Below are 12,588 nucleotides of genomic sequence, written 5' to 3'. Positions count from 1 at the left end.
TGCCGGTCCATGGGCAAGCGACGCAGGCTGTGGCGGTAGGCCGAAACAGGCACGAAAAATCAGCAGGGGTGATCATGTCCGAGAGTGAAATAGCCGCAAATCCAGTTGCCGTCAGTCACCAGAACGGCGTCACGACCATTTCCATTCAACGGGCCGAGGTGCGCAACGCGGTGAACCCTGAAACGGCGCGCACGCTTTATGCGGCATTTCGCGCCTTTGAGGCGGACACGGATGCGCAGGTCGCGGTTCTGACCGGCGAGGGCGGCTATTTCTGTGCGGGCTTTGATCTCAAATCGGCAGGGGCGGGTGCAGCGGATGATTGGATGCAAAACCTGGGCATTTCGCCGGACCGGCAAGATCCCATTGGGGATCCATGCCCTGGACCCATGGGGCCGACACGTCTGGTGCTGAGCAAACCGGTCATCGCCGCCATCGAAGGCCCGGTCGTGGCTGGCGGTATGGAGCTTGCGGCCTGGTGCGATATGCGTGTGATGGCCGAGGGGTCGGTGGCCGGTGTCTATTGTCGGCGCTGGGGGGTGCCGCTAATTGATGGCGGCACGATACGTTTGCCACAAATTCTGGGGCAGGGGCGGGCCAATGATCTGATCCTGACCGGGCGCCCACTAGAGGCCGCTGAGGCCTATCAGATCGGGTTTGCCAATCGATTGTGCCCTGCCGGAGATGCTTTGACGGTGGCGCAGGCGCTGGCGGCGGATCTGACGCAGTTCCCGCAGGCCTGCATGCGGGCCGATCATCTGTCGGCGCGGCAAGATCCGGCGGAGTTGGCGCAGGCGCTGCGACGGGAATGGCGATCGGCGCAGGCCTTTGCTGCCGAAGGGCGCGCGGGGGCGCAGCGCTTTGCCTCTGGTTTGGGGCGGTCGGGGGATTTTGGCCAGATCTGACAGCCGTGAAACAAGGGCCCATATCAGGCCGTCACGGATCTGACATGCATCAAAGTTAGGCAGGCGCCGAGATGCGCAACAGCGCAGGTGCCCTGTGGTGTCTGTCACCTTGCCGTGACGGGCAGCTTGGGCTAGACCGCGCGGCGAGTAGAAGACCCAAACCCACCCGTGAGGAGGCCCTTTGATGGCCAAGACCCAGAACCAGACCCGCCCCGTGGCTTTGCTGTCGCAGGGGATTTTCCAAACAGTGCAGGCAGGTTTCCTGCAGTCGCAGGCTGGTTCTTGCCATCATCATCACCATCAAACAGCGATTGCTTTAACCGTGATTTCCTCCACCAACTGCTGGGCAGACCAATGATCAAACACTCTGATACCCTAGCGCGGGCTGCCCGCCTGCGTATGAATTTCGAGGCCGCAGGTGCGCAGGTGGTCGACCCGCCATTGCTGCAGCCCGCTGGCACCCTGCTGGATCTCTATGGTGAGGACATTCGCGCCCGCGCCTATGTCACATCCGATGCGGTGCGTGGCGAACAGATGCTGCGCCCGGATTTCACCCTGCCAGTCGTCCAGATGCACATGCACGAAGGCGCAGAACCAGCCCGCTACACCTATTCTGGCGAAGTATTCCGGCGTCAGGAACATGACCCTGAGCGAAACAATGAATATATCCAGGTCGGCTACGAGATCTTCGACCGTGACGACCCTGCCGGGGCCGATGCCGAGGTTTTTGCGCTTTTTGCGCTGCAGCTACGCGGTTTGCCCCTGCGAGCTGCGACCGGGGATATCGGCATTCTGATGGCGGCCGTCGAAGGGCTGGATACCACGGCAGTGCGCAAGGCCGCCCTGATGCGCCATATCTGGCGACCGCGCCGGTTTCGCGCTCTGCTGGATCGCTATGCCGGTCGCACGCCACTGCCCGAGAGCCGTTTGAAACTGCTGTCATCCGAAGGCAAGCTGACTGGATCGGCTACGGTGGTCGGCAAACGTAGCGAGGCTGATATCGATGCGCGCGTCGACATTCTGCGCGCTGATGCAGCCGCACCTGCACTTGCAGAGAACGAGATCCTGGCGTTGGAGGCCTTGATGGCAGTGCGCGAGACTGTGCCCTTTGCGATGGAACAGATGCGCGATATCGCGGTGGATCTGCCAGCCATTTCACCGGCATTGGACCGGCTCGACATGCGGGTTGCGGCCCTAAAGGCGCGAGGGATCGACGTTGACAACCTCGATTTTGAAGCCTCTTACGGGCGCACCTCGATGGAATATTATGACGGTTTCGTCTTTGGCTTTTACGCCGAGACGCGCCCCGATCTGCCACCGATCGCCAGCGGTGGGCGCTATGATGCGCTGACCCGGCAATTGGGGCAGGGCGAGGAAATCCCTGCCGTGGGCGGCGTTCTGCGCCCGGACCTGATGTTGATGCTCGAGGAGGGTCAGTCATGAGCCTGAAACTGGGAGTGCCCTCCAAGGGGCGGTTGATGGAAAAGACCTTTGACTGGTTTGCCAAGCGGGGCCTGACACTGGCACGTACCGGATCAGACCGCGAATATGCCGCCGCCATTGATGGTATCGAAGGTATGGAACTGGTGCTGCTGTCAGCCGGAGAAATCCCGCGCGAGCTGGCAGCGGGCCGTATCCACCTGGGCGTCACCGGCACGGATCTGGTGCAGGAGAAACTGCCGCTCTGGGAGCAGCAGCTCGAAGAGGTGCAGCCGATGGGATTTGGTCATGCTGATCTGATCCTGGCGGTGCCGCAGTGCTGGATCGATGTGGATACGCTGGATGATCTGGATGCGGTTGCCGCTTCCTTCCGGCAGGCCCACGGCCACCGGCTGCGGATCGCAACGAAATATCACCGGCTGGTACGCGAGTTCCTGACGGTGTCCGGCGTGGCGGACTATCAGCTGGTTGACAGCCAGGGCGCCACCGAAGGCACAGTCAAGAACGAAACTGCCGAGATGGTTGCGGATATCACCTCGACCGGGGAAACCCTGCGGGCCAATCACCTGAAGCTTTTGGCGGATGGTCTGGTGCTGAAATCTCAGGCCACGCTCTGGCGCAGCCGTGTGGCCAGCTATTCAGAAAAAGACCGCGAGGTGCTGAAAGCACTGACCAGTCTGATTCACGACTAACTCTGGTTCATGACCAACGACCAACGCAGGACCTGCGGAGCAGGGCTTTGGTATCTGGTAAAGATCAAATCAGAATGTGTAAGGGGCGCAACAGGTGTTGTGCCCCTAGTTTTTTCTCTGCGGTTTGCCCGCTAGGCGCATCTGCCCGGCGGGCAGCTGTTAGAGAACACCGATTTCGGCCAGGGCCTGAGACAGCTCCAATGGCAGCGGCTCTTCGCTTTCGCGTCCCTCAGGCATATCCGCGGGGCTGTCCTCGGGTTTGAGGTAGCGCCAGCCCTGAAAGGGGCGTTTGGGGGCTGTATGCGTGCGGTGCAACTCGGGTTCCAGAACGATAGCACAGCGCCGGATACCGTCTTCGCCGATGACTTCGTCCATGCGCAGCACTCGCTGACGACACTGGATGAGCCCCTTGATAACCCAGAAAATTGAACCACCCCCAAGGATTTCCGCCTCACGCTTGGGCCACATGCGGGTGACATGGCGCGGCAGGCCTTCGGGCAGGCGCGCACGGGTATCGTCCTGCCAATCCTGCAGGCTTTCAACGCTTTCGGTGCCTACAGATAGCTTCACCAGGTTCATGTAGTTATCCACAGTTTCTCCACAGAGTCGTCCAGAGCGGATCCTTTATATAGTGTTTCAGGCGTTGGTGCTAGCAAGGTATTGTGGTACACTCGGTAATTATTTCTCAACGATCTGTGATTTCGGCGTTGAGGATTTCTATCTGCCTGTAGTATCGAAGCCGCCACTCACGACGAAATTCACGACTCAAGGGAATCGATATATGAGCCGCTTTGCTGCCCCCATCGCCGCGCAGATCTGGGATATGAAATACCGTTTCAAGGAAGCGGATGGTACTCCCATTGACGTGACCGTGGAGGATAGCTGGCGCCGGATTGCCCGCGATCTCGCCCGTGCCGAAGACAAGCCCGACGTCTGGGAAGAGAAATTCTACGAGGCGCTGGAAGATTTTAAATATCTGCCCGCAGGCCGTATCACCGCAGGTGCCGGCACCGCGCGCCAAGTGACTCTGTTCAACTGCTTTGTCATGGGCACCGTACCCGATAGCATGGCAGGCATCTTTGACATGCTGAAAGAGGCCGCATTGACCATGCAGCAGGGTGGGGGGATCGGCTATGATTTCTCGACCATCCGTCCGCGCGGCGCCGATGTCAAAGGTGTGGCGGCAGACGCCTCTGGGCCGCTGTCCTTTATGGATGTCTGGGACGCTATGTGCCGCACGATCATGTCTGCCGGCTCGCGTCGGGGCGCGATGATGGCGACCATGCGGTGTGATCACCCCGATGTTGAGGCCTTCATTACTGCCAAATCCGATTCCGCCCGTCTGCGCATGTTCAACATGTCAGTTCTGATCTCTGATGATTTCATGGAAGCGGTCAAGGCCGATGGCCCCTGGGAGCTGCAGTTCGGCGGCAAGGTCTATCACACGGTGCAGGCGCGCGATCTGTGGAACAAAATCATGCAGGCGACCTATGAGTTTGCCGAACCCGGTGTGATTTTCATCGACCGTATCAACAAGGCCAACAACCTCAGCTATGTCGAAGACATCTGCGCCACCAACCCCTGCGGTGAGCAGCCACTGCCGCCCTATGGCGCCTGCCTTTTGGGCTCGATCAATATGGCGCGACTGGTGTCCAACCCGTTTGAAGCCAATGCGGAGCTGAACCTGGATGCGATGCAGGAGCTGGTCTCGACCGCTGTGCGGATGATGGACAACGTGGTGGATGTGTCGAAGTTCCCACTGGAAGCCCAGGCCGCCGAGGCCCAGGCGAAGCGCCGGATCGGCCTTGGTGTGACGGGACTCGCCGATGCTTTGCTGATGTTGGGTCTGAAGTACGGCTCGGACGAAGCAGCGCGTCAGACCGACCGCTGGCTGCACGCGATTGCGCGCGCTGCATATCTGGCCTCGGTGGATTTGGCCAAGGAAAAGGGCGCCTTCCCGCTGTTCGATGCCGAAGCCTATCTGGCCTCGGGCAATATGATGAATATGGACGACGACGTGCGTGACGCCATCCGCGAACACGGCATCCGTAACGCGCTGCTGACCTCGATTGCCCCAACGGGCACCATCAGCCTCTATGCCGGCAACGTGTCGTCGGGGATCGAGCCGGTCTTTGCCTATGCCTATACCCGCAAGGTTCTGCAGAAAGACGGTAGCCGAACCGAGGAAGAAGTTGTCGACTACGCGGTGCAGATGTGGCGCGATAAATTTGGCGACAAGGCGCTGCCCGACTATTTTGTCAACGCTCAGACCCTGCCACCTTCGGCACATGTCAAAATGCAGGCAGCAGCGCAGAAATGGATCGACAGCTCGATCTCCAAAACCATCAATTGCCCCGAAGACATCTCATTTGATGACTTCAAAGACGTCTACATGCAGGCCTGGGATCAGGGCTGCAAAGGCTGCACCACCTATCGCCCCAATGACGTGACAGGATCGGTCCTGTCGGTAAGCGAAAGCGCCGATACCGCCCCCGGTGAGACCGCAAGCGCGCCGCATGACAGTGATCAGGGTGAAAACGGCGCCGAGGTTGTCTACATGTCGGAACCACTGGATCGTCCGCAATCGCTGGAAGGCCATACCTACAAGCTGAAATGGCCGGATTCCGAGCATGCGATCTATCTGACCATCAACGACATCATCATCAGCGATCACCGTCGTCCGTTTGAAGTCTTCATCAACTCCAAGAACATGGAGCACTACGCTTGGACCCTGGCACTGACCCGGATGATCTCGGCTGTGTTCCGCCGAGGCGGTGATGTTTCCTTTGTTGTCGAAGAACTGAAGGCGGTGTTTGACCCGCGTGGCGGCGCTTGGGTGCAGGGCAAGTATATCCCTTCGATCCTTGCGGCCATTGGTGGTGTGATCGAGACCCACATGGTCAAAACCGGCTTTATCGAAGCTGAGGGCATGGGGTTGAAGTCTGATCCCAAGGCAGAAGTCGTGACCTTGAATGCCCCGCGCGGCAAGGCCTGCCCTAGCTGTGGCCAGCTCGACATGCAGATGATCGAGGGTTGCATGACCTGTCGCAGCTGCGGCCATTCGAAATGCGGCTGATGTAGAGGGCTGTGGTGTTGTGTCGATGCGGGCATAGTTATGCCAAAACCCCCGATTTTGTTTGCCACGAAACGGTGCAAGTTTTGCCATAGGTGCCTAACGTACTGAATTAAAATAGTTTTGGCCGAATGGATGATTTGGCCAAAACAGACCTAAAAAAGCGTGAATTGGCGGTGCAAGAGGCAGTGGGCATCGAGCAGATGGCCGTGTCAGTGTATCGCAAACAGCGGCGACTGGGGTAAACAGCTGCAAATTCTGTAGCGTAAATATCTGATATACTCTGACCGCCGCCTTCTCACCTGATTTCCAGATCTTGCGCGGGCCCTCTTGTGAGGCCGCGAAGATCCGGAAACTCCGGTAAGGCCGAACCACAACAAACATCAAAAATAGCCAGACCGATAGACAATGCTGCTACAGCGTGTCTGGCCAGATTGCCTTTTGAAGGGAGGGAATGGGCTTCTTGAGCTGCCGATTGGCGCAGCATTTTTCGGGATGAAACCGATGACTTTCTACAGAACTTTCTCCACCAAACAGCCTTGCCCCAAGCTCGGACTCGTCCGCCGGTTTCTCTGTGATCATGGGACTGCTTTGGCTTTGGCGGCTCGCAGGCTTGGTGGCCCCGCAGCCAGTGCCCGCGTGTTCCTGCTCTGCGAAGCTGTACGCCATACAAGGCACCTCACGCGGACACAAAGCAGCCAACTTGTGGACTTTCACCAGTTGCTGACGCTGGAGCACGTCAGCGATCCGGATCGTATTGAGTGCGACCTCTTTGCTCAGATTAATCCTACTTCCAAATTTGTCGATGAGTGCTGTGTGTTGTCCGAAAAGCTCGGATCTTTGCTGCGGCGGATCGCCGAGAATGATCCCACCAGCGACGTTCGTTGCCACGCCTCTCAGGAATTGCCGCAAGTCGCGTGATCCCCCAGAGCCGACCCATGCGGGTCGGCTGTCTTGAAGGGGCGGCCATCCCGGGCGCCCCAATGAACGACAATCAACTATAGGGGTATCACGACGATGCACGTGTTTTACAACAAACAGAACATGGATGATCTGGCAGCCGAGGCTGTAGGCTTGGGAAGGCAGGTCGCCGAGAGGGCCAAAGCGCTTCACCTTGGCGACACTGCAAAGGATGTGGCGTTCGTGTCGCGTTGCTTCGCGTGCCTGAAAGATCGCCAACCCTTCGATGAAGGGGATGAAGGTGGTTTCGACGCCGTCATGGATATTTTGGAGCGTTGTATTGCTTCGGAATTCCTGGGCAGTGAAGAACAGTACGAGGAAACGGGGTACGATGATTTCGGCCCACGTGGCGAAACCCGTGATACACCAGTCTATTCCGACCGCGGTAATGAACTCATCGAACTGCAATACCTGTTCCAAGATTTTCTTAACAGCCGCGACGGTGTGCTCGACCACGTCGCCGCGCACCGCTGTTTGCTGGACATTATGAGTACCTAAAAAAGAGGGACACCCCGAGCAGCAATGCCGCTCGGGGTGTTTGTCGTTCTATAGAGACAGGGGAGTGAGGGTAAACTCCCCATTTTTAATAGGGAGATTACCATCTGAGTAGACGATCTCGGCCCAAAGCCGCCGTTAACTAAGATTATCGATGCTACGCTTCGGATTCCCAAAGCAGACCTTAACCGGATGAATTATCGCGTCTACGATGAGGGTTTCTTAGGTGTCGACTGTCTCAGTCTGAGAGCTGGCACTCAAGCGCCTCTGCCACCTCGGAGGCTGTAAGTGGAGAAAGCAAGTCTGGCGCTTTTACGTGCGCCCATCTGTGGCAAGTTGGGCAAAGCACAATCAGATCATCGACACGGCTCTCGCGGACGCCAGCAGCAAGGGGCTGGAGATGATGAGCGTCGAACATTCCGTCCGACATATCGCTGAAGCCACAAGCCTCGCAGCAGAGCGCGCCGCCATTCTTCGCCCGGTTTTGGGCCTTCACCTCGCGCTTCAAACTCGCGTCACGTTCGATTGCCTTCGACAGCTTCCAAACTTTTTTTCCCTCGGACGACTTGATGTTTAATTTGGGATACAAGGTGCCGATAAGCTTCACGCTACCGGGATCGCGGAAGCCGGAAGGTAGCTGCACCTCCCATCTGCGGGAAACATTGCGATCCTTCAAAGCGCTCCACAATGCTTCAATTTGTTCGGAGTACCGCATGACTCGGTCATATGCGTTTGCAAGAATGTTCATGTCGTCGAAACCCAGCTCGTCGACCAGCAACGGTTCGCCGTCAATTGCATAGACTTCAGAAAGAACAACTGCGACCGGCCATTGTTCAAGACGTGTTCGCAGCGAGGTACCTTTGACGAAAGCTGTCGTCTCGCCGTACGCACCAGTAGTGCGGACTAACTCAATCGCTCGCCCTCGCAACCCCTCAGGTACATGCTTACCACCGCCGATTGTGACGAAGTAAGGCTGCTCCTGCGCTTTTTCGGCCGTGATCCTCGCCTGCGAGTAATGACCTTTGTCCTTTTTCGCAGCATCTCCTCGCGACCCGAAGCACATTACCGCTTCTTCCGATCTTCCCCAGACGGCCTTGACGCCCATCAGGTCGTTTGCGCTTGGAACGACTTCATTGAACTTGACCATATGGGCCACTACCTCGCAATTCGACGGGTGATGACTCCAGTGAAAAGGAATTGTGGGGCTGCTTCAATACCGATTTAGTCGGGCGGAATGATTCAGCACCAATGGCTGGCCAGATGCGACACCACTCCCCGGCCCATACCTGCCGTTTGCGCAATAAATCGATGCTGCGCTGCGGCTTCCCTATTGCGGACATCCAACATAGTGAGTGACAAGTGTCGCCGTGAACAACCTAATCGAGGCTAACTGAAGCGGCTGACTAACCTGCCATCTCATAATTTCTTTAGAGGCTGATACCATGGAATACGTCGTTGTCGGTGTTTCGAGCAGAGCAAAAAATATCAACCGACTGGCACCGCGACCTGACGGACGGTTTGTAGTTATCCACCCTGATGTGCCCTCTCAAGAGCGCCACCATGCAAAGAACTATACGTGGGCAAATGACATCGACGAAGCGGTGAATTTCATTCGGGATGGCTATCATGCTCGCATGGTGAATGTCGAAAATGAACAGGCCGAAGACGTCATTATTCACGACAACATCAAGATATGGGAGTTTCCATAACGGCCCACGTCCGGCGTTAGACGGATATTAGTTTCACCGGGAAGCAATCCGGAGGCGACGAAAAGAAAATTATGACAATGCCTTAGGGCTCTTCATTGTTGAAAGCTTTTTAGACAAGTGCAAAATTTGGAAGTGAGAGAAAACAGGAGGTCGGATGGCAGATCGCAAAGCAATACCAAATGCAACGAAATTGCGCCTGTTCGCGGCTGCATCAGGGCACTGCCAAAGGCCGGAATGTCTTGATGCCCTTTTTCCTGCTGAAATGGGTGGCGACAAACACATAGCCGAGATGGCCCATGTCATTCCACATGGGGATGCTGGGCCACGCCATGAGGAAAGGCCAGCAGAAAACTTTGATGTTGATGCGTTCGAGAATCTGATTTTGTTATGTCCGACTTGTCACACTAAGGTCGACAAAGATCCCGAGGCCTATCCGCGCAATACCTTACTCGACTGGAAAGCTAATCATCTCGCGCGACTTGCGCTCAAACAGGGGATCAAGGCGTATGGTGATCGGGAGCAGGCACGAGCGGCGATCGCTGACATCCTCGCCGAAAACCGGGCTATCTGGGAGCGGTTTGCACCAGAGGATGGCTCAGAGTTTGAATATAACCCGGAGGCAGGCGCCGCGGCAGCATGGGACCAGCGGGTAAGAAGCGTGATCCTACCCAATCATTTTCGTGCGCTTGCCATCATCAAAGCGAACTTGGGGCTTGCCACCGAGGACGAGCGCCGAGCCTTTGCTGAATACCAGGAGCATGTGCGCGGTCTATCGGAGCGTCATGTCTGCGGCATACCTGGACGCGCTATTCTATTCCCAAGCTCAATGGAGGACATGTTCGCATGAACTGGCAGGTCAAATATGCGCTCGCTAATTTTTCAAAAGAGATGCGATCGACCGCTGAACATGTGGATGGCAATGTTATCAGGATTATGACCCATGATCGTCCGGACGTTCTGGCGGCCATCACGGACGTCGAGACGGTAAATCGGGAGACGGCGGTGCAATACCGAGAACAGACCGAAGGGCTCGATTTCCTGTGCGGTTATCGCAAGGAATGTGTCTGGGAAGGGGAGGCAATCCGGTATCTCGAAGATAATCGTATAGGTTGGGGGAGCTTTGGCACTCTCGTTTCGGCTGTTCTGGACGGAAATGCCAACACGGCAACGCACAAAACCTACAAGTTCTCCGACCGACTTCTCCGGCAATATGGCCCCGTAATGAGGGTTGATCGAGAATTCGATCGTGTTCATCGCGTCACGCTTCGGAGCAGAGCGGAGTTCCGAATCGGTATGATTGCGGCCTACGAACCAACTGCCGACGAAGTCCGCAGTCTTTGGGAACGGTTCGGGGGAGTCGATATTGCGTGGAATATCAATCCCAACGGCACACCGCAGCCAGAGGCGAGTGCGGCGGGGCGAGAACTCGGATGCGAGGTGATGAAATGGGACGAATTGAAGGACCGCCTGAGCAAGGCCTGATCAGCGCCAGCGAGGTGGCGGTTCACCTTTTGGAGCGTTGTGCTTCGTTGGAGCATTTCAATGCATTCATGTTCGGCTCCACTCTGCACGGTGTTGGCGAGGATATCGACATTCTCATTGTCGGTCCGGCTGGCGACTTGCTGGCGCAACTCAAGAAGGAACTGCATAGCGCAGGCGAAAGCTTGCCGCTCCACATACTCTATATGCAACCTTCAGAAGAGAGACGCACTCAGTTCGTAGCGAGAGAGAAGTGCTTTTCGCTCACGCAACTTGCTGCGGTCGCGCGGCAAGGCTGCTAAGCCAACTAACCCTAAGCTTGCAGGTGCCGGAAGGATTACGAATTCCCCGAATAATTGAAAGTTTTTGTCTGGCTATTTGGTCATATAATGCAGGGTAATTATCGTAATTGGCCCATTCTGGCCAAGCGCGGGGCGGAACATCGGTCCAGAGTCGATTAACGGTATCATTATGCATCTTTGTCTGAACGTCCACTTTCGCTGTAGGGTGGGTTCTTTTTGAAGCTTTGGCGAACTTCCGCTCTCCGCCCCTCGTGTCGGATTACATGAGCGTCCCAAAGGAGGCATCCGCCACGAAGCGGGAATTCTGCATTTGCATTCTGGGTCGCCGACATTGGCTATGGTTGCAAAATCATCTGAGTAACCCGCTATCATTTTGATGATTGAAATATTTGATAAACTTAAAGGTTGTGCTCTTTATCAGAAAAAAACTTTCGGTTCGGTTGGATAATAAATTGCCAAATCGGCAGCCCCTTTCCCTTGTATTTTTCCGGAATTTTCAACCGGAAGAAAGATGGATCATATTTTACGTCGAGCGAGACGATCCCTGTATCATCACTGATTGTAAGTTCTCGGAATGCGTTGCAAACCATTGAACTAAGGCTACCAACGATTTCAAACTCTTGGTTGTTATTGGCTTCACGTGGCGTTGATAAAAATGACACTTTCGAAAGAGTGCCATCGGAAACTTCGACTGCACCTTGTGTCACATCCCAATCACCGTAGCGCATTAGATAGAATGCAATGTCTTTTTCCTGCGCGCCTTCCAAGCGTTGGTCTGCGCAATACATATGAGTTTCACGTATAGAGATCTCTGCTATACCATCCTCGGATATTGGCGGTTTATCTTGATCCTGTTCACAGAGCATTTCGAACCGAAGCAAGGGCAAAGTTCCAATCTTGCGGTCCCCGATGACCGACATCTCGCTTCGCGCCATTGCATGGGCTAAATCTATCCAAAGTTCACCGTTTTCTTCCATGAAAGATTCCGGTGAAAGAAGTGACCATTGATTAACTGTTGAAAAGTATATCGCTATCTTGAGATCGGCTCTATTTATCTTCGCATACGCTTCTAATTTTTTGAGATAAGGTCGTTTGATCCGGTATCGTGATGAAAAATGTTTCATATGGAAGTTCTTGACCTCCACAAGAAAGAGCTCATCGGCGATGGTCACTATGCGATAGTCTGGGGCAATAAAATCATCAGAGGTTGCAAATGCAGTACCGCCGTCTTCCTGTTTGATATATTTGCACCGCCCCATCGCCCCTGCGACATGGGCGAACATCGCTTCTACCCGCTTGCCGTGCAAAAGACTGGGGTTATCAAGCGAGGCCTTTAAGGAATCGCCAATTTTTTGGTGAAACGCATCGATGTCACCTTGGGCATCTATTCGATATCCTTGATCACGTGCAAGCGCGGAATAGAGTTCCAATGTGTCGAATTTTTGGGGATTTCGAATTTGACGTTTCATATTCACTCTAAGCCCGCATTTCCCAAGTAACTTGACGTTTTCGCGCCTCCAACGGCCACTAATGTGT

General features: G+C 55.6%; 14 protein-coding genes. 11 read left to right on the top strand and 3 right to left on the bottom strand.

The genetic code is table 11. The features are described 5' to 3' along the window. The first annotated feature begins 74 nt into the window (after window positions 1-74). From PH5382_RS00065 to hisG, 4 genes are all read left to right on the top strand, one after another. On the top strand, window positions 75-902 hold the full coding sequence (locus PH5382_RS00065) for a crotonase/enoyl-CoA hydratase family protein (RefSeq protein WP_058332315.1): 828 nt from the start codon (window positions 75-77) through the stop codon (window positions 900-902). A 184-nt stretch (window positions 903-1,086) separates the two neighbouring features. Beyond that, entirely contained in the window at window positions 1,087-1,260 is a 174-nt protein-coding gene (locus PH5382_RS19655) for a hypothetical protein (protein ID WP_156414808.1), read from the top strand. Further along, complete coding sequence (locus PH5382_RS00060; RefSeq protein WP_058332314.1) at window positions 1,257-2,345, top strand: ATP phosphoribosyltransferase regulatory subunit; 1,089 nt, start codon at window positions 1,257-1,259, stop codon at window positions 2,343-2,345. Before PH5382_RS19655 ends, PH5382_RS00060 begins: the two co-directional genes overlap by 4 nt. Next, window positions 2,342-3,034, top strand: coding sequence for an ATP phosphoribosyltransferase (gene hisG, locus PH5382_RS00055; protein WP_058332313.1), 693 nt, complete (start codon window positions 2,342-2,344; stop codon window positions 3,032-3,034). Before PH5382_RS00060 ends, hisG begins: the two co-directional genes overlap by 4 nt. Window positions 3,035-3,193: 159 nt before the next feature. Here hisG and PH5382_RS00050 read toward each other — a convergent pair whose 3' ends face one another. Then, on the bottom strand, window positions 3,194-3,625 hold the full coding sequence (locus PH5382_RS00050) for a DUF1489 family protein (RefSeq protein WP_058332312.1): 432 nt from the start codon (window positions 3,623-3,625) through the stop codon (window positions 3,194-3,196). Between the two features lie 190 nt (window positions 3,626-3,815). Between PH5382_RS00050 and PH5382_RS00045 the strand changes: the two genes are divergently transcribed. The 3 genes from PH5382_RS00045 to PH5382_RS00035 all read left to right on the top strand — a co-directional run bounded on the left by PH5382_RS00045 (window position 3,816) and on the right by PH5382_RS00035 (window position 7,565). Next, window positions 3,816-6,110, top strand: a complete 2,295-nt coding sequence (locus tag PH5382_RS00045) for an adenosylcobalamin-dependent ribonucleoside-diphosphate reductase (RefSeq protein WP_058332311.1) — start codon at window positions 3,816-3,818, stop codon at window positions 6,108-6,110. A gap of 492 nt (window positions 6,111-6,602) precedes the next feature. Then, on the top strand, window positions 6,603-7,028 hold the full coding sequence (locus PH5382_RS19925; protein ID WP_231751759.1) for a hypothetical protein: 426 nt from the start codon (window positions 6,603-6,605) through the stop codon (window positions 7,026-7,028). Between the two features lie 123 nt (window positions 7,029-7,151). Further along, window positions 7,152-7,565: a hypothetical protein gene (locus PH5382_RS00035; RefSeq protein ID WP_156414807.1), complete on the top strand. Its 414-nt coding sequence runs from the start codon at window positions 7,152-7,154 to the stop codon at window positions 7,563-7,565. Between the two features lie 235 nt (window positions 7,566-7,800). Here PH5382_RS00035 and PH5382_RS00030 read toward each other — a convergent pair whose 3' ends face one another. After that, entirely contained in the window at window positions 7,801-8,709 is a 909-nt protein-coding gene (locus PH5382_RS00030; protein ID WP_058332308.1) for an HNH endonuclease, read from the bottom strand. Between the two features lie 295 nt (window positions 8,710-9,004). Between PH5382_RS00030 and PH5382_RS00025 the strand changes: the two genes are divergently transcribed. From PH5382_RS00025 to PH5382_RS00010, 4 genes are all read left to right on the top strand, one after another. After that, window positions 9,005-9,271, top strand: coding sequence for a hypothetical protein (locus PH5382_RS00025; protein WP_058332307.1), 267 nt, complete (start codon window positions 9,005-9,007; stop codon window positions 9,269-9,271). Between the two features lie 154 nt (window positions 9,272-9,425). Then, a complete protein-coding gene (locus PH5382_RS00020; RefSeq protein WP_058332306.1) occupies window positions 9,426-10,118 on the top strand; it encodes an HNH endonuclease in 693 nt (230 codons plus the stop codon). Next, complete coding sequence (locus PH5382_RS00015; RefSeq protein WP_058332305.1) at window positions 10,115-10,753, top strand: hypothetical protein; 639 nt, start codon at window positions 10,115-10,117, stop codon at window positions 10,751-10,753. The genes PH5382_RS00020 and PH5382_RS00015 overlap by 4 nt, the downstream gene beginning before the upstream one ends. Then, window positions 10,717-11,052 (top strand): hypothetical protein, encoded by a 336-nt coding sequence (locus PH5382_RS00010; protein WP_197409966.1) that lies wholly within the window; start codon window positions 10,717-10,719, stop codon window positions 11,050-11,052. The genes PH5382_RS00015 and PH5382_RS00010 overlap by 37 nt, the downstream gene beginning before the upstream one ends. A gap of 398 nt (window positions 11,053-11,450) precedes the next feature. On the opposite strand, the gene PH5382_RS00005 is transcribed toward PH5382_RS00010, so the two are convergent. Then, on the bottom strand, window positions 11,451-12,588 hold a 1,138-nt coding region (locus tag PH5382_RS00005; RefSeq protein ID WP_058332304.1), incomplete at its 5' end, for a hypothetical protein.

Source organism: Phaeobacter sp. CECT 5382 (genome assembly GCF_001457775.1).
Taxonomy (GTDB): domain Bacteria; phylum Pseudomonadota; class Alphaproteobacteria; order Rhodobacterales; family Rhodobacteraceae; genus Pseudophaeobacter.
Note: the sequence above shows the minus strand (reverse complement) of the source record. Positions and strands in the feature narration are given on the sequence as shown.

Bases quoted from the DNA above. Each gene is read 5' to 3' on its own strand.
- PH5382_RS19655 (WP_156414808.1), top strand. From the start codon at position 1,087: ATGGCCAAGACCCAGAACCAGACCCGCCCCGTGGCTTTGCTGTCGCAG.
- PH5382_RS00045 (WP_058332311.1), top strand. From the start codon at position 3,816: ATGAGCCGCTTTGCTGCCCCCATCGCCGCGCAGATCTGGGATATGAAA.
- PH5382_RS00025 (WP_058332307.1), top strand. From the start codon at position 9,005: ATGGAATACGTCGTTGTCGGTGTTTCGAGCAGAGCAAAAAATATCAAC.
- PH5382_RS00035 (WP_156414807.1), top strand. From the start codon at position 7,152: ATGGATGATCTGGCAGCCGAGGCTGTAGGCTTGGGAAGGCAGGTCGCC.
- PH5382_RS00020 (WP_058332306.1), top strand. From the start codon at position 9,426: ATGGCAGATCGCAAAGCAATACCAAATGCAACGAAATTGCGCCTGTTC.
- PH5382_RS00010 (WP_197409966.1), top strand. From the start codon at position 10,717: ATGGGACGAATTGAAGGACCGCCTGAGCAAGGCCTGATCAGCGCCAGC.
- PH5382_RS19925 (WP_231751759.1), top strand. From the start codon at position 6,603: ATGAAACCGATGACTTTCTACAGAACTTTCTCCACCAAACAGCCTTGC.
- PH5382_RS00060 (WP_058332314.1), top strand. From the start codon at position 1,257: ATGATCAAACACTCTGATACCCTAGCGCGGGCTGCCCGCCTGCGTATG.
- hisG (WP_058332313.1), top strand. From the start codon at position 2,342: ATGAGCCTGAAACTGGGAGTGCCCTCCAAGGGGCGGTTGATGGAAAAG.
- PH5382_RS00030 (WP_058332308.1), bottom strand. From the start codon at position 8,709: ATGGTCAAGTTCAATGAAGTCGTTCCAAGCGCAAACGACCTGATGGGC.
- PH5382_RS00015 (WP_058332305.1), top strand. From the start codon at position 10,115: ATGAACTGGCAGGTCAAATATGCGCTCGCTAATTTTTCAAAAGAGATG.
- PH5382_RS00065 (WP_058332315.1), top strand. From the start codon at position 75: ATGTCCGAGAGTGAAATAGCCGCAAATCCAGTTGCCGTCAGTCACCAG.